Source organism: Bacillus sp. SH5-2, from assembly GCF_008368905.1.
In the GTDB taxonomy this organism is placed as follows: domain Bacteria; phylum Bacillota; class Bacilli; order Bacillales; family Bacillaceae_G; genus Bacillus_A; species Bacillus_A luti.
Genome location: NZ_QOSD01000023.1, coordinates 15,946 through 36,536 on the forward strand (window position 1 = coordinate 15,946; position 20,591 = coordinate 36,536).

The following is a 20,591-nucleotide window of genomic DNA, read 5'->3' on the forward strand; positions in this document are numbered from 1 at the left end:
AGGGGGAGTCATTCATTATGATCTGGGTTGCAGTCGTTATTACAATGCTATTGTTTATTCTTGTGGCAAAGCCAACGGGAATTTATTTAGAGAAAGCCTTTCAAGGTAGTAAAAAGCTAGATAAAGTATTCGGGCCTTTTGAAAAACTTATTTTTAAAATTACGGGTGTAAAAGAATACAATCAAACGTGGAAACAGTACGCACTATCATTAGTTTTATTAAATGGATTTATGATTGTTGTCGTGTATTTCATTTTTAGGCTACAAGGAGTATTACCATTAAATCCAGCGCACATTGAAGGAATGGAGCCTACGCTCGCTTTTAATACAGCAATTAGTTTTATGGCTGATACAAATTTACAGCATTATAGCGGTGAAAATGGTTTATCTTATTTATCACAATTAATTGGAATTACATTTTTAATGTTTGCAGCACCGGCAACGACGTTAGCGCTCGTTATGGCATTTATAAGAGGGCTTGCTGGAAAAGAACTCGGTAACTTTTTCGTTGATTTTACGAGAGCGTTAACGAGAGTGTTTCTTCCCATCGCATTTATTGCGGCACTAGTCTTTGTCGCACTTGGCGTACCACAAACGTTAGACGGTGCCATTACAGCACAAACGATTGATGGGGCAAAGCAAAGCATATTACGCGGGCCTGTTGCATCATTCGTTTCAATTAAGGAACTTGGGAATAACGGCGGTGGATTTTTCGGGGCAAACTCTACACATCCTTTTGAAAATCCAGGACAAATGAGCAATATTTTGCAAATGATGCTTATGATGTTGTTGCCAACAGCACTTCCATTTACGTACGGACGAATGGTAGAAAATAAAAAGCAAGGTCGTATCCTTTTCGTTTCACTATTCATGGTGTTTCTACTAGGGTTTATAACGATTACGACATCTGAACTAAACGGGAATCCGGCATTAAATGGAATGGGTATTGAACATGTACAAGGAAGTACAGAAGGAAAAGAAGTAAGGTTCGGAACAGTATTTTCTTCACTATACGCAACAGTAACGACAGCTGCTGAAACCGGAGCGGTGAATACGATGCATGATACGTTAACACCAATTGGCGGGTTAGTACCACTCGTAAATATGATGTTAAATACAGTATACGGCGGCGTTGGAGCAGGCTTTGTGAACATTATTATGTATGCGATTATCGCAGTCTTTATATCTGGATTGATGGTTGGACGGACACCAGAGTTTTTAGGTAAGAAAATTGAAGGTAAGGAAATGAAATTAATTACGGTAACGATACTATTTCATCCACTGCTTATTTTAGGATTTTCAGCATTAGCTCTTTCAACAAGTTTAGGAACGGATGCTATTTCTCATTCCGGTTTCCACGGTTTGACACAAGTGGTATATGAATATACATCGTCAGCTGCGAATAACGGATCTGGATTTGAAGGATTAGCGGATAATACAACGTTTTGGAATATTACAACTGGTTTAGTTATGTTTTTAGGCCGCTATTTTAGTTTAATTACGATGCTAGCTGTTGCAGCTTCATTGAAAGAAAAGACGGTTGTACCAGAAACAGTCGGAACGTTCCGTACGGATAATAGTTTATTTGGCGGCATTTTCATCGGAACAATTGTAATTGTCGGTGCATTAACATTCTTCCCGATGTTAGTACTCGGTCCAATTGCAGAATTTCTTACATTGAAGTAATGGAGGGTAAATGATGAGACCGGTAGTGGTAAAAGAAAAAAGAATAAATGAGTCACAAATACATGCGGTAGAAGATGAAGTTAGACAAGCGAAAACGATGGATCGTGATATCGTGAAACATGCGATGAAGCAATCCTTTGCGAAATTGAACCCGAAAGTAATGATAAAAAATCCGATTATGTTCGTTGTGGAGATTGGATTTATCATTACGTTCATTTTATCGTTTCTTCCAAGTCGTTCTAGTAGTGTACCAGGATGGTTTAATATAACTGTTTCTCTCATTCTATTATTTACAGTTTTATTTGCTAATTTTGCAGAAGCATTAGCGGAAGGACGGGGGAAGGCGCAAGCTGATTCTTTAAAACAGTCGAAGAAAGATGTGTTTGCAAATGTTGTAAAAGAAAATGGAGACATTGTTCAAGTTTCGGCAACGGATCTGAGAAAAGGTGACGTTGTTATTATAAAACAAGGAGAAATGATTCCAAGTGATGGGGAAGTAATAAAAGGATTAGCGTCTGTTGATGAATCTGCGATTACAGGGGAATCAGCTCCTGTAATAAAAGAAGCGGGCGGTGATTTTTGTTCCGTAACAGGCGGTACGATGGTTGTAAGTGATGAGATTACGATTGTCATTACGAGTAATCCTGGTGAATCATTTATTGATAAAATGATTTCGTTAGTAGAAGGGGCTGCTCGTCAAAAAACGCCGAATGAGATTGCTTTAAATACAGTATTAACGAGTTTAACGCTTATTTTCTTAATTGTTGTTGTGACGCTGCCGATTTTTACAAATTATTTAGGATTTCAAATTGATACAGCTGTACTTGTAGCGCTGTTAGTTTGTTTAATTCCAACGACAATTGGTGGATTATTATCAGCGATTGGTATTGCCGGGATGGACCGCGTGACAAAGTTTAATGTGTTAGCAATGTCGGGTAAAGCAGTAGAAGCTGCGGGTGACATTAATACAATAATTTTAGATAAAACAGGTACGATTACTTTCGGGAACCGAATGGCTCATACATTATTACCTGTAGGAAATGAAACGATTGAACAAGTTGGAAAGTGGGCTGCGATTAGTTCGGTTTTAGATGAAACACCAGAAGGTCGATCTGTTATCGAGTATGTGCAAGCGAAATCTATATCATATAATAGAGAACTTGCAGAACAAGGTGAGTTTGTTCCATTTAAAGCAGAAACGAGAATGAGTGGTGTTGATTTACAGGACGGAACGAAAGTGAGAAAAGGTGCTGTAGGTAGCGTGATTGAATGGGTTAGATCACAAGGTGGAACAATTCCGAAAGATGTAAATCAAAAAGCAGATTTCATTTCAAAAGAGGGCGGAACACCACTTGTAGTTGCAGTGAATAATCGTATTTACGGTTTAATCTATTTAAAAGATACAGTAAAACCTGGTATGCGTGAACGTTTTGAACAGTTGCGTCAAATGGGGATTAAAACGGTTATGTGTACAGGGGATAACCCATTAACAGCAGCAACCATTGCAAAAGAAGCAGGAGTAGATGAGTTTGTTGCTGAGTGTAAACCAGAAGATAAAATTGCGGTTATTAAAGCAGAGCAAGATAAAGGAAAACTTGTAGCGATGACAGGTGATGGTACAAATGATGCGCCGGCACTAGCGCAGGCTGACGTTGGATTAGCGATGAATAGTGGTACAACAGCTGCGAAAGAAGCAGCGAATATGATTGATTTAGATTCGAATCCAACGAAGATTATTGAGGTAGTAGGAATCGGTAAGCAATTGTTAATGACACGTGGTGCGTTAACGACGTTTAGTATTGCAAATGATATCGCAAAATATTTTGCAATCATTCCAGCAATGTTTACACTTGCGATTCCGCAAATGGAAGCATTAAACATTATGAAGCTAACATCACCACTGTCAGCGATTTTATCAGCATTAATATTTAATGCAGTTATTATTCCATTACTCATTCCATTGGCGATGAAAGGTATCGCATATAAACCGATGAGTTCGAATGCACTACTTGGCCGAAACCTACTTATTTATGGACTTGGCGGAGTGATTGTACCGTTCATTGGAATTAAAGTAATTGATATGATTGTCGGTTTGTTTATATAAGGAAGAGGGGAAAGAGATGGCGAAGAAACAAAGTATACTATCACCAATCATCCGTATTACTTTTACATTTTTAGTGTTGTGCGGACTTGTATATCCACTTATTGTTACTGGTATTGCACAAGCAGTAATGAAGGATAATGCGGATGGAAGTCTAATATATAATGATAAAAATGAAGTGATTGGTTCTAAATTAATCGGTCAAAATTTCACAGATCCACGTTATTTTCATGGGCGCGTTTCTAGTATTGAATATAAAGCAGAAGCATCTGGTTCAAATAACTATGCACCGTCTAATCCAGATTTAGAGAAACGAGTAGAGAAAAGTATTGAAGAGTGGAAGAAACAAAACCGGGCCGTACCAGTTACAGAAGTGCCAATCGATTTAGTGACGAATTCAGGTTCAGGGCTTGATCCTGACATTAGTCCGAAGGCAGCTTCTGTACAGGTAGAGCGCATCTCGAAATTAACGAATATTCCGAAAGAAACGCTGGATCAATTGATTAAAGATCAAACGGAAGGCGCGGCACTTGGTTTATTTGGAGAAAACCGCGTGAACGTTTTAAAGTTAAATTTAGAATTACAGAAACTAATGAAATAGTAACGGTGCTACCTCAATCTAACGGATTGAGGTAGCGTTGTTTCGAAAGAAAGGTTGTGAATGTTTTGTATGCGGATGACTATAAACCAACTTTTCAAAGGCGAACACCAGAAGAGTATTTAGAATATATTCGTCAGCAAAACCGCGGGAAGTTAAAACTGTACGTGGGGGCTGCTCCGGGAGTAGGGAAAAGTTATAAAATGCTCTTTGATGCAAGAGAGGTGAAAAAAGAAGGTATCGATATTGTAATTGGTTTAATTGAAACACATGGAAGAAAAGAGACAGAGGAAGCAATTGCTGATTTAGAAAAAGTTCCGTTAAAAGAAATACAGTATAAAGGGAAAATATTTTATGAACTCGATGTGGAAGGAATTATAACACGTGCACCGCAAGTAGTTGTTGTGGATGAACTTGCGCATAGTAATATTCCCGGGTCTAAAAATAAGAAACGTTATATGGATGTACAGGAATTGTTAGATGCTGGCATATCCGTATTGTCAGCGTTTAATATTCAGCATTTAGAAAGTGTTCATGACATTGTCGCTCAAATTACGAATGTAAGAGTACGGGAACGTATTCCAGATTTTATTTTACAAAAAGCAAATGAAATTCAGCTCGTTGATGCAACGCCGGAGGTATTAAGGAAGCGATTATTAGACGGGAAAATATATAAAGAAGAAAAAATAGAGCAAAGCTTACAAAATTTCTTTACGCTTAATAATTTAGGGGCGCTAAGAGAATTATCACTTCGGGAAGTTGCCGATGATATGGACGAAAAGATTAGTCAAACAGTGATAGAACCAATCGGAGTGAAAGAAAAAATTCTCGTTTGTGTACAATATAGTTCAACAGCGGAGAAATTAATAAGACGGGGATGGCGCATGGCTGATCGGTTAAACGCTGAATTGTATGTATTAAATGTTGAAAGAGAAAATATAGACTCTCTTTCATCAGGTAAAAAACAAACAATTGAAGAGTGGAAGGCGCTCACGAATCAATTTGATGCAAGTTTTGTATTAGAAGAAGCGAAAGGGAGAAAGCCAGCGGATGTTATTATTGAAGTCGCGAAAAAACTACAAGTAACGCAAATTTTACTTGGGCAATCAGCGAGAACGCGGTGGGAAGAAATTCGAAAAGGTTCGATTGTAAATGAAATTATGAGACAGACGAGGCATATTGATATTCATATCGTTGCGGATCAAAGAGCTTAGAATAGAGACCATCTGTAGGTCTCTATTTTATTCAAAGGTTTATAAAGGATGTCTCCGATCATTTGGAAATATAATTGGAAGAAAAAATTCCGTTTTCTCAAGTCTTTTAAATATAATTTCTGAAAGAACTCATATATAATAGAAAAAGATACTTAACATAGTGAATAATTAAAGAGTCAATATATATAGAGGAGAGAGTAACATGCTTGAAAATACAGGGTTAGTATTAGAAGGCGGCGGTATGCGTGGTGTATATACGGGAGGGATATTAGAATACTTTATGGAACAAGATTTATATTTTCCATATGTAATCGGTGTATCAGCTGGTGCTTGTCATGCAGCGTCGTATCTTTCCAGACAAAGAAATAGAAATAAAACAGTAAATATTGATTATGCATCACATCCGAAATATTTATCGTATAAAAACTTATGGAGAAAACGTCAGTTATTTGATATGGATTTTATTTTTCATGAAATTCCAGAAAAGCATGTGCCGTTTGATTTTGAAACATACTTTAATAGCCCGGAACGTTTTCTTGTAGGAACGACGGATTGTGAAACAGGACAGTCTGTTTATTTCGAAAAAGAAGGAACGAATGATGATGCACTAAATTTATTACAAGCTTCTAGTTCATTACCTTTCATTGCACCAGTAGTAAATTACCGTGGTAAGCAATTATTAGATGGCGGGATTTCAGATCCAATTCCAGTTCGTAAAGCACAGGAAGATGGCTTTAAAAAATCAGTCGTAATTTTAACAAGAAATCACGGTTACGCAAAGAAAAAATCAAGATTTGGGTGGGTTGCTGCGAAAGCTTATAAAAAATATCCGAATCTTGTTAACACGATGCTAAATCGTTATGAAGTGTATAATGAAACACTTCACTACATTGAAAAAGAAGAACAAGCGGGTAATTTATTTGTTATTCGTCCAGAAGTACCGCTTCAAGTAGATCGTATGGAAAAAGATACAGCAAAACTACAAAATTTATACGAGCAAGGCTATGAAGATGCAAAGAGACAGTTTGCAGATTTGCAGGCGTTTTTACAAAAATAAATATTAGGCTGCGGAGAAGAATTTCTCTGCAGTCTTTTTTGTATTGCTTGCTTATCCGTTACTTTTTAAAAATGTATGAATGTTTAAGTGTTTAAAGAGTTTGTAAAACATTGGGGTGTCTTATTAAGGAGAATTTACTTGAGAGGTATTATGACGATGTAGCGCTACAAAACTATTTAATTTACGAGGTGATTGTTAATGAAGGGAAAGGTTTTTTCGATTGCGACTTTAATGTTATTAGCAACATCAATCTCAACAAGTGCATTTTATCCAACTTTAAGTGGCCACAAAAACGGTAACCTACTATCTTACAGAGCTCAAACGACTACGAATCAAAACGCATCTCGCTGTTCAGTAGCGATTTCTTTTATTAATTCAAAAGGAAGTTATTCATATATTGAAAGTGCTTCGGATAAATTAGGATCACATGAATCTGGAAGGGCATTAAATGCCACGGTTAGTAATGGCGCATATAATGCCTTTGGTGCAAAGGGGCTATATTCTGAGCATTATGCTAATAAGAATAATGACTATCAAGAAGATACACACAAAGGTACTTTTGATAGTAACGGTAACTTACGATTACAGTGGTAAAAAATATTAAATAGTTGTCTTTATAAATATTTGGATAAGGAGAAGGGGATGTGCATCATCTCCTTCTTATTTAAAAGGAGTGCAGACATGTACCTAGCTTTTAAAAATATAAAAAGCAATAAACTGTTTTTCGTAATTCTTCTTATGTCATTTTTTATTTCTTTTCTTTCTATATCAGTAGCCGCGCTTTTAACAGAATCTAAACGAAATTTCATATCTGCTTTTCAAATCGGCTTTCCAGAGAAGAATCAAACGTTAACTGTTCCGATAGCGAATACAACTGAATTGGAAGCGATAATTCCTGTCATACAAGATATTTTTGTGAAAAGTGATATTTACGTAGAGCATTTAAAAGCATTAAATAGTTCAGGTACAATAAAAATCGTAGCTGTGAACTTAAAAGATGATTATTATTGGACGCCATATATTTCTGAAGGGAAATATTTTCATCGTGAAAATGTAAATGATATGGTTGTTGGTGATCAAACGAATGTAAAGGAGTTATATGAATTTGATGATACATATCAAAAAATAGGGACTATATGGAGAAAAGACAGTGACGTCGGTGTATCAGACATATACATTCCACTTCAAAACTTACCTACTCTATCTAAAAAAAGTATTATTGCGAGTAAACAATTACAATTAACAGTTGTTAACCCTACATCATCTATTCATAACGAGATAAAAACATTTATGAATAAGAGCAAAGAAGTGCTCTCGGGAGATATTCAAATACTGAATGAACGAGATCTTCAGGAACTACAGGTAGCACATATAGATCCAGCAAATAAGTATTATTATAAATTCATTCTTGTTGCAGTAGTTTCTGGGCTTTCCGCGGTGTTGTTTTGGATTTATAAAAAAGAAAGAGAGATTTCATTAAAAAAAGCAGTAGGTGCTTCTAATATATCTATTTATTGTGAACTATATGTTCAAATTTTGTTTATTTCTCTAGTGGCGATGTTGTTGGTTTTTCTGGCGTTAGAAATGTTTTCTGGAACAATTCATACGTATTTTCAGACATACTTATTAAAACCGTTAACACCATATGTATTGGTATGTAATATTGTTTTTATAATTTTTCTTACAATGTTTGTTACTGTAATTCCAATCAAGCACATTATAAATATATATCCCGGAAAACATTTAAGAACGTAGGTGGTCGTCATGTTTTTTATATTTGATTCTATACGGTCTGTGAAAAAACGGTTGTTACCAAGTTTGATTATAGTAATTTCTTTAATTATTGCATTTTCTTCAGCTATAGAATTTATTAGTAATCTGTCGGGATATCGAAAAATGATGACAGTAGCAAATAATTTATCGACTCATAAAAATTTCTATGAACTTTATGCGACGCAAGATATAACATTGTTTAGTGAAGAAAAAGCGAAAAGTGATTATCAACAATTCATTCAAGGGTTATCTAATACGATACCAATAACAAATAAAACAAATTATTTGTTCCGTAACTATTCACTTAGTTTAAAAAAAGAAAATGGAACGATAAAGGCTCTTATTGTTGATAAAGATATTAATAAATACTTTCATATACGAATTTCACAAGGAAGATATTTTGAGGAATCGGAATTTCATAAATCAGTATTTGATATTAGACCTGTTATATTAGGGGCTAATTATATAGAAAAGGTATCTATTGGTGATGTTATACAATCTGGAAAAATGAAGCTAAAAGTAATTGGGTTTTTAGAAAAAAATTCACCATTTACATATCCTCGGAGCGGTGAAATATCGGATAATCGTATTACATTATTAGATGACATGGCGATTTTACCAATTGGAACAGAAGAAATAGAGTTCTATAGTGTAGAACTTTTATACAATGGGTTAATTATAGAAACAAATGAGAAGATAAATATAAATGAATTTCAAAAGAAAGTATTAAAGGTAACAGAAGGTAAGGGGTATTCGTATTATGTTACAAATCCGAATAAATTGTTAGAAAACGAAAAGCAAGGTATTGATAATATGTCATACCCATTATTATTAAGCGGTACAGTCTTATTTTTTTCATTTCTATCTATTGTATTAACATCAATGGCAGCACTTTATATGGAGCGTAAAAATATTTCTATTAAATCAGCGTTAGGTGCAAGTACTTTTCAAATATGTCTTCCATTTATTATTGAGTATGTGTTGTTATTCATTTTATCGATATGTATAGGAATTACGTATTTTCAATGGGAGAATAGCGAAGCGATTGAAATTCAAAAAGAGCTAGAAAATAGTACCGTATCTTTTTTTGGAACGTTACAAGTCTCTAAAGAATCATTGATTGTTATAAGTATGTTATCAAGTGTAATGATCTTCATTATATATACAATCATTTATTTCAATGTATTAAAAATAAAAAATACATATATGAAAGAGGTGTTATAGATGATTCAGCTCGCGAATGTGGCTAAGGGCTTTGGAAAGAATAATTTTAGTGCGTTAAAGGATATTAATCTTACAATAGAAAAAGGCGAAATGATAGCTATTATGGGGCCCTCTGGTTCGGGGAAATCTACTCTCCTTAACATTATTGGTTTAATCGATAGCCCCTCTGCTGGAAAGTATTTTTTAGATGGAATGGATACGAGTACATTAAAGTCAAACTATCATAAGTATAGAAACACGGAAGTTGGATTTGTGTTTCAGAATTTTTCGCTACTCGATGATTATACAGTTGTTGAAAATGTAATGCTTCCGCTTGTATATAGAAGAATTTCTCATAAGAAACGTATGCAAATATCAAAAGAAATGCTGAAAATGGTAGGGCTTGAGAGGCATATTAACAAATATCCTTACGAGTTATCAGGAGGAGAACAGCAAAGAACAGCAATAGCAAGGGCTTTAGCACAAGATACAAAAATTATACTTGCTGATGAACCGACTGGTGCTCTTGATCAAGAAAATGGGGAAAAAATTATGAGTATTTTACAAGAGATTAATAAACAAGGAAAAACGGTACTAGTTGTAACACATGATCAAAAGGTAGCTGCATACTGCCAGAGGACAATACGACTACTTGATGGCAATATTCAATAGACGCTATGGTATAATATGGATAAAAGTATGTGAAGAGGTGATACATATGGAAAATGTATATAAAGGGCTTAGACATACTGGATTTATTATGATGCTTATTTTTGGTGGGGTATTTTTACTGCGCTGGTTCATTCATGATGAAATGCTACTGGATCAGCTTATTGGGTGTAGTGTAGGGATGGTAATGGTTATTTCGTCAGTTTTCATTCAAAAGTATAGTAAAGAATTACAGATGAATGAGAAATATTAATAATTTTTAACTGCTGTTATCTTTTTCATAGTTTAGTAATCGTGGAGGCTTTCGTGTGATTGTTGCAAAAGGAAAGTAGAGCATCGGAATTCGATGCTCTACTTTTTTATTTACGCTTCTTTTTAACAAATGAAAAGGCTAAAGCTGTAATTAAAATACTGCCTTTAATGATATCTTGTGCATAATAAGGAACGTTCATCATTGTAAGTCCATTTAATATGATTCCAATTAATATAGAACCGAGGAATGTTCCGATGACATTTGGTTTCTTGGCGCCGAACATTGCGTAACCGATATAGGCAGCTGCAACTGCATCCATTAACAATGGGGCACCAGCCGAAACTTGACCTGTTCCAACGCGGCTACATAGAATAATGCCGCCAATAGAGGCAAGTAAACCACTAATCATATAAGCATACACACGGTAACGGTCAGTAGGGATACCGGCTAGTCTAGCAGCTTCTCGATTCCCACCCGTCATATAAAAGAAACGACCGTACGTTGTTTTTTCTAAAAATAGATGTGCAATTAAAACGACGATAAGCATGATAATGACAGGGACTGGAATTCCTAAAATAGAACCCTGACCGATAAATAAAAAGGAGGGAATAAAATGTCCTTTGGCGCCAGACATTCCTTCATAAATTGAAGATCCTTTTGAAAATGTTAAGTGTAGTCCATTAACGATATACATGATACTTAACGTAGCTAGTAAGTCGGGTAGTTTAATTCGGATAACGAGTAGTGCATTTAATAATCCAACTAATAGCCCGCAAAGAATAGGAACAAGGAGTGTAACTAATAGTTCTTGTCGATATAAAACGAGACAGGAAGCAGCGGCAATTGTTGCTAAACTAGCGGTGGAGCCGACTGATAAATCAAATCCATCTACAATCAATGTAAAGGTAACACCGATCGCAAGTAACGTTACGATAGAAATAGAACGTAAAATATCACTAATATTGTTGTAGGTTAAAAAAGAATCATTGACGATAGAGAAAAAAATTGTAACACCTATAATGATAGCAATTGTACTAAATTGATAAAAAAGATGAGTAGGTAAATATAGTTTCTTAGTTTTATGAACGAGATTCAATGGAATAGCTCCCTTCAGATAAATGTAAAAGCTGTTCAGGAGATAGATCGTTTGGCAAGTATTCACCTACAAACTCTCCGTTTGCCAGTATAAGAATACGATCGGCGATATGCAGTGCTTCATCTTGTTCTCCTGTAAAATAAATGACGGAACTACCGTCTTCTGTAATGTTGCGAATGAATTGGAAAATGTCTTGTTTTGCAGCGATGTCTACCCCTTTAGTTGGTTCGTCCAAAAGAAATAGTTTAGGCTTGAATCCATCCCACTTTGCAATTGAGACTTTTTGTTGGTTTCCACCACTAAGTGAATGAATAAAGGCTTTTGGGTCATTTGGCGAAATGCTGAAAGAAGAAATTGCTGTGGTGGCATGATTTAATTCGGTTTGTTTTCTTCGCCAACCTGATTGGTGTAAATTTGTGTGACTTATAATATCTTCCGAAAGGAATACACCTTGTTTTCTTCTTTCTTCTGGTACAAGTGCGATTTTCGCTTTAATCGCGTCTCTTGGTGTTTTAATTGTTATATTTTGGCCATCTATTTCTGCACGATAAGTATGACGAGCACCAAATAAAGTCTCAGCAAGTGCTGTTTTGCCGCTTCCAATTAATCCATATATCACAACAGTTTCTCCTTTTCGTATTGTAAGAGAAAGGGGAGAATGATCTTCGCGTAATTGAAGCTCTTGTACTTTAAATAATTCTTCGCTCCCGCGTTTTGGTGCTGTATTAATAGGCAGTGTAAGTTGTTTTCCAGTCATTGCTTCCACAATTTGTTGATCTGTAATCTTTGTAATAGCTTCAGAAAGGGAAACCTTCCCATTGTGTAATACAGTTACATCATCTGCGAAATTTCGAATCTCGGATAAACGATGAGAAATTAAGATAATGCCAATACCTTTTGCTGTTAAATCTTTTAATAGTTTCCCAAAGGTTTCAACCTCTTTTGGTCCAAGAGAAGAAGTAGGTTCATCTAATAAAAGATAATTTGTATTGTTAGATAAAGCTCTTGCGATAAGAAGTAATTGCTTTTCATATAATGAGCAGTTTGAAACATCTTCCGAAACATTTAAATTTACCTGTACAGTTTGTAAATGTTGTTTAGCGAGTGCGACTAATTTAGACTTTGAAAATAGTACTTTGTTTTGCATTGCTAAATAATCGATTAGTACATTTTCTAATACGGACAATCCGGGAATAAGTCCGTGATCTACTTCTTGTGTTACGAAAGAAATACCGTGCTTTTTTGCATCGCGTGGTGAAGTAAAGGAAACAGGCTGATTATCAATTTTTAAATCGCCAGCAACTGGTTGAATTTCACCAGTTGCTATTTTTAGTAAAGTACTTTTTCCTGCACCGTTCATTCCTAGTAAAGCATGCACTTTTCCTTTTTTGATATGAATAGAAACATCTTCTAGAACCGGTGTAGTGACATGATAAGAATGTGTAATGTTTTGAAGAGAGAATGTCATCATTTTTTCTCCTTCTCTAATTTTTTCATCCAAGGGGAATATGCATCTTTTGAGTCTCCCCAACCGTTTATATATTTTGATAACTGATCCATCGTTATATTTTCTTTTGGTAAACTATTTTTCTTTACTAAATAAGGTTCTAGTGAATAAATATCTGGCGTTTGTTCACCAGCAATTTTTTTGTATAAAAATCGTACTTGTACTTTACCTACTTCAGCTGGATCAGTTGCAGCAGTAGCTGTCCAAGGTGAGTTTTCTTTTTGCATAAGTTGTAAATCTTCATTACTTAAGTCAATGCTGTATACTTTTATATCTGTACGATTCGCTTGTTCGAGTGCTTTAACAGCCCCTTTAGCAAACTCATCCCAAGAAGCAAAAATAGCTTGTAAATCTCCTTTTTTCGGATATTTTTTTAGTAAAGCTTCTACTTGTGTTTGTGTATCAAGTGGTGTGTTATTACTAGCGGTACCAAAGCGTGCCACTTCTTTTATATTTGGATAACGTTTATAAAAAGCATCAATGATAACATTGCGACGTTCCATTGGAGCAAATCCGCCAACCCATACGACTGCGATATTTCCTTGTCCATTCAAATCTTCCGCTAACGTTTTTAAAGATTTCCACGCAAGACTATAGTCATCTTGATCAATAATCGTTACACCTGGTAAGCGTAGGTCGTTATCAAACGCTACTACGGGAATATTAGCTTGTAATGCTTTTTCTACTCCAGGTTTTAGTGCTTCAGATCGGCCATGATCAATTAAAATGCCATCCACTTTTGAATTAATAGCAGTATCTAAATTTGCAGCCATTTTTGCTAAATCGTTATCAGAATTGTAGACTTGCACGCTGCCACCGAATTGTTCGATTTGTTTTTTTACCCCTTCAATATATTGAGAGGAGAAAGTTCCGATAGACATTTGCATAATTAAAGCAATCTTTAATGGTTTTTTTACTTCGTTTGGAACTTCTGTTTGTGAATGTTTTTTTGCTGGTGTAGTTTCTTTCGTCACAGTTTGTTGCTTTTGTGAAGAGACAACATCTTGTTCATTTGTACAAGCTGTTAATGTAAATAAGAGAAGAATAAGTACGATGGAACATAGTTTTTTCATAAAAAATCCCTCCTAAGCTAAGAAGAGAGAGGAGGGAGTGAAAATAAAAAACGCCTTTTCATATAGAAAAGACGTCTTATCATATTACTCTTATCTTTCAACACAATGTGTTGTAAGAATTAGCACCGTGCCCATAAATGGGTCGGTTGCCGGGCTTCGTAGGGCTCATCCCTCCACCTGCTCTTGATAAGACATCGAATATTTAACTATTTCGAATTATTCCATAAGTTTATGGTGTTGTCAAATAATTTTTTGTAAAAAAAATCCCTCACAAAGAGGGATTTTAATGTGGTAAGAATACCAATTGATAAGCAAACAAAATTCCAAATACATATATAAGTGGATGAACAGCGCGGAATTGTCCTTTTGCCACTTTCATAAGTGGGTATGAAATAAATCCAAGTGCAATCCCTGTTGAAATACTTGATGTAAGTGGCATACTTAAGATTACTAAAAATGCTGGGAATGCTTCATCGAACGTATCCCAATCAATATATCGAACTGAACCCATCATAAGACTACCAACGATAATTAGTGATGGGGCAGTAATAGCTGACACACCAGAAACGGCACTTACTAATGGTCCGAAGAAAGCTGCTAATGCGAATAGGACAGCTACTGTAACTGTCGTTAAACCAGTACGACCACCAGCTGCAACACCAGCAGATGATTCAATGTAAGCTGTTGATGGTGTTGTTCCGAACATAGATCCAATTGTTGCTGAGAATGAATCGGCTAGAAGTGCTCGTCCTGATTTAGGTAGTTTTCCATCTTTCATAAATCCGCCTTGTTGTGCAACGCCAAGTAGTGTACCTGTTGTATCAAATAATGTAACAAGGAAGAAGGAGAATACAACGCCGTATAATCCGTAGTTAATTACATCAGATACAGCAGTAATTGGGTTTGCAACGATAATTCCTTCTGGTAATCCAGGCATTGATGTAACGCCATTTGAGAACGTTAATTGTCCTGTGAAATAAGCGATAATACCAGTTAATAACATTCCGATAAATAGTGCCCCGTTTATATTTAAAGACATAAGGACAATTGTAATTCCAAGGCCAGCTAATGCTAGTAAAACAGGTGGAGAATGAAGATCACCAAGTCCAACTAAGTTAGAATCATGTTTTGTAACAATTCCAGTTAAGCGTAAACCGATAAAAGCGATAAATAGACCAATACCTGCAGTAAGTGCATGTTTTAAGTTTTCAGGAATTACTTCCATTAATTTTGTACGGAAAGATGTGAATGATAACAAAATTAAAATCATACCTGCTACGAATACAGCAGAGAATGCAATTGCGAAAGTCATGCCTTCATGAGCTTTTACAACAGAGTAAGAGAAGTAAGCATTTAATCCCATACCTGGTGCAATTGCGATTGGTAAGTTTGTAAAGATCGCCATAAATAATGTTCCGACAACAGCAGCGATAATTGTTGCTGTAAATGCTTGTTCGAATGGAACACCTGCATCACCAAGGATGACAGGGTTTACGACAATAATATATGCCATTGTTAAGAAGGTAATAATACCCGCCATAATTTCAGTTTTAATAGAAGTTTTATGTTTTGAAAGGTTAAACATATAAACATCCTTTCTGTTTACGAATAATTTTCACAACAGTTATATATAATATTCGTTTTTTGTGCATTTTGCAATAGTTTTGCATAAAAAGTTTACAATAATTCATATTTTGTGTCTTAAATTCGAATATTAACCGTAGAACTACGTGTAAATTACGCTTTTTATGTATAAGTAGTTTTTATTATTGTGCACATGATAAGGAAAAGGAGCTGATTGAAGTATGCCTCAGCAAAAAAACTTTTTAACAATGCCTGCGCAACATCAGGATAAACAGCCTGGTATTGAATCATTAATGAATCCACTTCCGGAGTTTGAAGATCCAAATTATAAAGGTAGTGAAAAGCTAAAAGGAAAGAATGTATTAATTACAGGGGGAGATAGCGGGATTGGACGAGCTGTGTCTATCGCTTTTGCAAAAGAGGGAGCGAACATCGCGATTGCTTATTTAGATGAGGAAGAAGACGCAAACGAGACGAAACAGCGTGTTGAAAAAGAAGGCGTGAAGTGCGTATTGTTGCCGGGTGATTTAAGTAATGAACAACAGTGTAAAAATGTTGTGGAAGAGACCGTCCGGCAGTTAGGCAGTTTAAATATTGTTGTGAATAACGTTGCACAGCAATATCCCCAGCAAGGATTAGAGTATATTACAGCGGAACAGTTAGAAAAAACGTTTCGGATTAACATTTTTTCTTATTTCCATGTTACGAAAGCAGCACTTTCTCATTTGAAACAAGGGGATGTCATTATAAATACGGCATCTATCGTTGCGTACGAAGGAAATGAAACATTAATTGATTATTCTGCGACGAAAGGGGCTATTGTAGCTTTTACAAGATCGCTTTCTCAGTCATTAGTACAAAAAGGGATTCGTGTAAATGGTGTCGCACCAGGACCAATTTGGACACCACTTATCCCGTCAAGCTTTGATGAAAAGAAAGTATCACAGTTTGGAAGCAATGTTCCGATGCAAAGACCTGGTCAACCATATGAATTAGCGCCTGCATATGTATATTTAGCTTCTGGAGATTCTTCCTATGTTACAGGACAAATGCTACATGTAAACGGGGGTGTTATTGTAAATGGATAGTTTTCATTTATAAGAGCAAAGTAAAGCTAATTGTATTTATTATGATATTAGTGCTAGGGAGGATTTAGATGAAAAAAATATGGTGTATCGTAATCCTATTTTTCTGCCTACCAGCTAGCGCTTTTGCTAATACAGATCATTTAATACTAGTGAATCTTACGACAAATCAGCTATCTTTTTTTGAAGATGGAAACTATACGAGGACGTTTCCAATAACGACTGGAAGGGATCGCACCCCAACACCAGAAGGGAATTTTTGTATTATAACTAAATATAAAAATAAAGAATACCATCGTAAAAAGATACCTGGTGGTGCACCGAATAATCCTCTTGGTACAAGGTGGCTCGGATTAGATAAAAAGGAGTATGCAATTCACGGGACGAATAGAGAATGGACGATTGGAAGTAGGGAATCGAATGGTTGTATTCGCATGCATAATAGAGATATACAATGGCTATATGACCGAGTACAATTGCAGACAAAAGTAATCATTTCTCGTTTTCATACGAGTCCCGAATTTGAAGCGAATAAGCTGGGGTATCGCGTTGTGAGCTGGAATGGTCGTAAAGTGGAAGAAGAACAAATTGGAATACTTACGTTAGTAGACCGTGTCAATATATATTGGCAAGAGCCAAATGGGCAATTAACAAAAGTAAAAACAGTATTACCAAACGAAAGGTATGCAGTATATGCCAAAAGGAAAAATGGAACATATTATATAGGAAACAATTTGTATATTATAGATGAAACGGGAGAAAAAGTTCGTTATGAGCAAATTCCTGTTTCGATTTTAAGTAATATATATAAACGGAAATATAATGTACTGTAAGAGCTACCGTGTATAGACGGTAGCTTATTTGTATTTTAGTGAAGCAAATTTTGCATGAATTATTAGTTTAGACGAATCGCGATGCTCGTAAATAACAGGATGGAAAAAGAAACAGCAACTATTGTATTTTGCTGAATATAATACAGTACAGATTGGGGGCGGTTATATTATGAAAAGTGAATTTGCGTTTAAAGTTTTCTTAGTAACGACCTGTTTATTTATCGTGTATTTGTATGCATTTCTCGTCTTTTCTTTTTATGTTCCATATGTTGATTTAATATTGTTCTTCGGATTTATTTGGGCGTTTGTGAAAGCAAGAGAAGGGGAGAAAAGTATATACCGGCGCATTACTCTATGCGGGACAGTCGTTCTCGTTATTTTGTATTTTTTTATGATGCATGATTTTTGGAGAGGAATGTAAAAAAGCATACGATTAATCGTATGCTTTTATATCTGTTAATGATGGAAGAGAGGCAATTGCACCGTAATTTGTACATGTAATAGCGCCTACTTTATTTGCAAAGGAGATAAACGCTGTTAAGTCTTTGAAATGATACGAAAGTGTATGTTCACTTTTGGCAATCTGATATAACATTGCTCCAACGAAAGCATCACCAGCACCAGTTGTATCGACTTGTTGAATGGAAATTGAAGAGACAATGGTTTGACCTTCATTTGTCGCAAGTAGGGTACCGTCTTTTCCAAGTGTAATAGCTACTACTTTTGCGCCATAATTTAATAATTTGAGTGCAGCTTGTTGTAAATCACTCTCTTTAGAGAGCATAGTAGCCTCCTCTTGACTTACTTTTACGAAGTGTGCATGTTTTATAAAGGTTAGACAATCTTGAGAGAATTGTTCTGTATTTGTAATGAGTGCACTTCGATAATTTGGATCAAAAGAAATAAAATGGCCGTTATCTTTTGCATATTGTAACAACTGGAAATACGTTTCTTTTAATGGGCTTGATAGTAAAGCTGTCGCTGAACCGAAATGTATTAAATCATTTGTTTGTATTTTTGATAAATCAATGCTTTTGAATTGATATTCACCATCTGCACCACGCATAAAAGTAAAATCACGTTCGCCATCTTGATCGATGGATACGAATGCAAGTGTTGTTTGTTTATCTTTTATGAGCATGGATGTGTCGACTTGCGCACGCTGTAAAGTTTGTTCAAGAAACTCACCAAATGGGTCGTTTCCTACTTGCCCCATAAATGTAGCGTGTCCACCTAATTTTGTAATCGCAGCAGCAACGTTAGCGGGTGCTCCACCAGCTTTTTTTTCGAAATCTGAACCGTTTATTAAAGAAACGTTAGTATTTCGGCACACAAAATCAATTAATAGTTCACCTATACAAAAGACATTTCTCATACAATCCCTCTTTTCAGTTTATATTGTGTGATGGTAAAGTTTAGTTTTGCATCTGAAAAGATTGCGATATGATGTTTCATGTCTTTTCGAGGGAAAACTCGGGACGTAAAGACTGTTGAACCATCGTATAAGAAAATTTCCACGATGCTTTTATCTACAAATATTTGTAGTTCTATCGTATCTTGAATATCGATTTTTTTACAGCGTTCAAATCCATATTCTCCGCCAAATTGATGGTAGAAGTTGCCCCTGTCTATAGAAATAGTACCTTGTTCCCGATTAAATGTAATGGGGAAACATTCCTCCTCATTGTGGAAGAGAGAAAGCCCAAAACGCTTTGCATCTTCTGTTTTAAGGGTAACAATTAATTCATAGGATCCTTCATCATCAAGCGTTGATAATACATTTAATCCAGCTGTTATATCTCCTGAAATTTCTTTTTTTGTTGCTCGTAGTTTTGTTAATTCTGAAACTGGTTTTTGTTTTAAGATGTTATCTTCTAATGTTAATTCACGTGGAAGTGTTAGGCAATGAGCCCACATATAATCATCAGAAGGATATGTGATTTCACTTGATCCTGCCCAAGCAAACAATAGGCGACGACTAGTAGAGTCTTCTAAAGTTTGAGGGGCATAAAAATCGAATCCTTTATCAACTTCGTAATAGGAATCAACACGGAAATATAAATTTTTAATATCGAAATGGCCTATAGCATAAACGACATTGTATACATTGTGAAAGTTTTCTCCGTCTTTTTCAATTCCTTGCGGTGAAAAGAGAAGTACATCTTTCCCTGATAATTGGAAGTAATCGGGGCATTCCCACATAAATCCGAATTCTTTTAAATTTGTTGTAATTTCGCCTTGGAAATGCCAATTGTATAGGTCTTGTGATTTGTACAGTAATAGAGTTCCTGTTTTATTTTCACGTTGGGCACCGAGTAACATATAGTACATATCATTATGTTTCCAGACTTTTGGATCACGTACATGTTTTGTATATCCGTCAGGAATTATATCAATAACAGGATTATTACTATATTTCGTCATCGTATATTGTGAATCCATTGTTGCCATACATTGTTTTGCATCACGGGAATCATCAGGCTTTTTTATATTCCCTGTATAAAGTAAATGAAGAAGGCCATCTTTTACGATAGCACTACCAGAATATGCACCGTGTGATTCATAGCTTTCAGTAGGGATGATGGCTACAGGCATACGCTCCCAGTTAATAAGGTCTTTTGACTTCACATGCCCCCAATGCTTCATTCCGTGAATGGGACCAAACGGATACCACTGATAAAAAACGTGATATTCATCATTGTAGTATGATACACCGTTAGGATCATTCATTAATCCAAATGGTGGGTGGATATGATAAATTGGTTTCCATGAATCTTGGTTTGCAATTTCATATAAAGAATGTAATTCGTCTTTATTAGATTGCAGTATTGTTTTATATTTTGACATAGGTTTTCACCCC

The 20,591-nt window shown here is 35.5% G+C and carries 19 protein-coding genes and 1 riboswitch; of the genes, 13 read left to right on the plus strand and 6 right to left on the minus strand.

Annotation, left to right across the window (positions count from 1 at the left end):
• The first annotated feature begins 17 nt into the window (after positions 1–17).
• The 10 genes from kdpA to DN410_RS20435 all read left to right on the plus strand — a co-directional run bounded on the left by kdpA (position 18) and on the right by DN410_RS20435 (position 10,553).
• Entirely contained in the window at positions 18–1,685 is a 1,668-nt protein-coding gene (kdpA, locus tag DN410_RS20390; protein WP_149177812.1) for a potassium-transporting ATPase subunit KdpA, read from the plus strand.
• A 13-nt stretch (positions 1,686–1,698) separates the two neighbouring features.
• Complete coding sequence (kdpB, locus tag DN410_RS20395) at positions 1,699–3,789, plus strand: potassium-transporting ATPase subunit KdpB (RefSeq protein WP_149177813.1); 2,091 nt, start codon at positions 1,699–1,701, stop codon at positions 3,787–3,789.
• A 16-nt stretch (positions 3,790–3,805) separates the two neighbouring features.
• Positions 3,806–4,387 (plus strand): K(+)-transporting ATPase subunit C, encoded by a 582-nt coding sequence (kdpC, locus tag DN410_RS20400; RefSeq protein ID WP_149177814.1) that lies wholly within the window; start codon positions 3,806–3,808, stop codon positions 4,385–4,387.
• A 56-nt stretch (positions 4,388–4,443) separates the two neighbouring features.
• Positions 4,444–5,598 (plus strand): KdpD-like non-kinase potassium sensor, encoded by a 1,155-nt coding sequence (gene kdpDN / locus DN410_RS20405; RefSeq protein WP_149177815.1) that lies wholly within the window; start codon positions 4,444–4,446, stop codon positions 5,596–5,598.
• Between the two features lie 202 nt (positions 5,599–5,800).
• Complete coding sequence (locus tag DN410_RS20410) at positions 5,801–6,655, plus strand: patatin-like phospholipase family protein (protein WP_000892681.1); 855 nt, start codon at positions 5,801–5,803, stop codon at positions 6,653–6,655.
• A gap of 198 nt (positions 6,656–6,853) precedes the next feature.
• Positions 6,854–7,249: a hypothetical protein gene (locus tag DN410_RS20415; RefSeq protein ID WP_149177816.1), complete on the plus strand. Its 396-nt coding sequence runs from the start codon at positions 6,854–6,856 to the stop codon at positions 7,247–7,249.
• 87 nt (positions 7,250–7,336) lie between these two features.
• Entirely contained in the window at positions 7,337–8,410 is a 1,074-nt protein-coding gene (locus tag DN410_RS20420; protein WP_149177817.1) for an ABC transporter permease, read from the plus strand.
• 9 nt (positions 8,411–8,419) lie between these two features.
• Positions 8,420–9,652 carry an ABC transporter permease gene (locus tag DN410_RS20425; RefSeq protein ID WP_149177818.1) on the plus strand — a complete coding sequence of 411 codons (1,233 nt, stop codon included), beginning with the start codon at positions 8,420–8,422 and terminating at the stop codon, positions 9,650–9,652.
• Positions 9,653–10,303 carry an ABC transporter ATP-binding protein gene (locus tag DN410_RS20430; RefSeq protein WP_149177819.1) on the plus strand — a complete coding sequence of 217 codons (651 nt, stop codon included), beginning with the start codon at positions 9,653–9,655 and terminating at the stop codon, positions 10,301–10,303. It begins immediately after the preceding gene.
• A gap of 46 nt (positions 10,304–10,349) precedes the next feature.
• Positions 10,350–10,553, plus strand: a complete 204-nt coding sequence (locus DN410_RS20435) for a hypothetical protein (protein ID WP_149177820.1) — start codon at positions 10,350–10,352, stop codon at positions 10,551–10,553.
• Between the two features lie 106 nt (positions 10,554–10,659).
• Here the strand turns inward: DN410_RS20435 and DN410_RS20440 are convergent, their stop codons facing one another.
• The 4 genes from DN410_RS20440 to DN410_RS20455 form a co-directional block, all read right to left on the minus strand.
• Positions 10,660–11,649: an ABC transporter permease gene (locus tag DN410_RS20440; RefSeq protein WP_149177821.1), complete on the minus strand. Its 990-nt coding sequence runs from the start codon at positions 11,647–11,649 to the stop codon at positions 10,660–10,662.
• Positions 11,633–13,120 (minus strand): sugar ABC transporter ATP-binding protein, encoded by a 1,488-nt coding sequence (locus tag DN410_RS20445; protein WP_149177822.1) that lies wholly within the window; start codon positions 13,118–13,120, stop codon positions 11,633–11,635. Before DN410_RS20445 ends, DN410_RS20440 begins: the two co-directional genes overlap by 17 nt.
• Positions 13,117–14,229: a sugar ABC transporter substrate-binding protein gene (locus DN410_RS20450; RefSeq protein WP_149177823.1), complete on the minus strand. Its 1,113-nt coding sequence runs from the start codon at positions 14,227–14,229 to the stop codon at positions 13,117–13,119. The genes DN410_RS20445 and DN410_RS20450 overlap by 4 nt, the downstream gene beginning before the upstream one ends.
• Positions 14,230–14,316: 87 nt before the next feature.
• Positions 14,317–14,422: riboswitch (SAM riboswitch) on the minus strand.
• A 90-nt stretch (positions 14,423–14,512) separates the two neighbouring features.
• The gene (locus tag DN410_RS20455) at positions 14,513–15,814 is read right to left on the minus strand and encodes an NCS2 family permease (RefSeq protein ID WP_149177824.1); all 1,302 of its coding nucleotides are present in this window, start codon (positions 15,812–15,814) and stop codon (positions 14,513–14,515) included.
• 220 nt (positions 15,815–16,034) lie between these two features.
• On the opposite strand from DN410_RS20455, the gene DN410_RS20460 reads away from it, so the two are divergent.
• The 3 genes from DN410_RS20460 to DN410_RS20470 all read left to right on the plus strand — a co-directional run bounded on the left by DN410_RS20460 (position 16,035) and on the right by DN410_RS20470 (position 18,152).
• Positions 16,035–16,901 (plus strand): SDR family oxidoreductase, encoded by an 867-nt coding sequence (locus DN410_RS20460; RefSeq protein WP_149177825.1) that lies wholly within the window; start codon positions 16,035–16,037, stop codon positions 16,899–16,901.
• Between the two features lie 68 nt (positions 16,902–16,969).
• Positions 16,970–17,731 (plus strand): L,D-transpeptidase, encoded by a 762-nt coding sequence (locus tag DN410_RS20465; protein ID WP_149177826.1) that lies wholly within the window; start codon positions 16,970–16,972, stop codon positions 17,729–17,731.
• A gap of 169 nt (positions 17,732–17,900) precedes the next feature.
• On the plus strand, positions 17,901–18,152 hold the full coding sequence (locus DN410_RS20470; RefSeq protein WP_000834197.1) for a hypothetical protein: 252 nt from the start codon (positions 17,901–17,903) through the stop codon (positions 18,150–18,152).
• 12 nt (positions 18,153–18,164) lie between these two features.
• On the opposite strand, the gene DN410_RS20475 is transcribed toward DN410_RS20470, so the two are convergent.
• Together DN410_RS20475 and scrB are read right to left on the minus strand one after the other, a co-directional pair.
• Positions 18,165–19,106, minus strand: a complete 942-nt coding sequence (locus tag DN410_RS20475) for a carbohydrate kinase family protein (protein WP_149177827.1) — start codon at positions 19,104–19,106, stop codon at positions 18,165–18,167.
• Positions 19,103–20,578 (minus strand): beta-fructofuranosidase, encoded by a 1,476-nt coding sequence (gene scrB / locus DN410_RS20480; RefSeq protein ID WP_149177828.1) that lies wholly within the window; start codon positions 20,576–20,578, stop codon positions 19,103–19,105. The genes DN410_RS20475 and scrB overlap by 4 nt, the downstream gene beginning before the upstream one ends.
• Between the last annotated feature and the right edge of the window lie 13 nt (positions 20,579–20,591).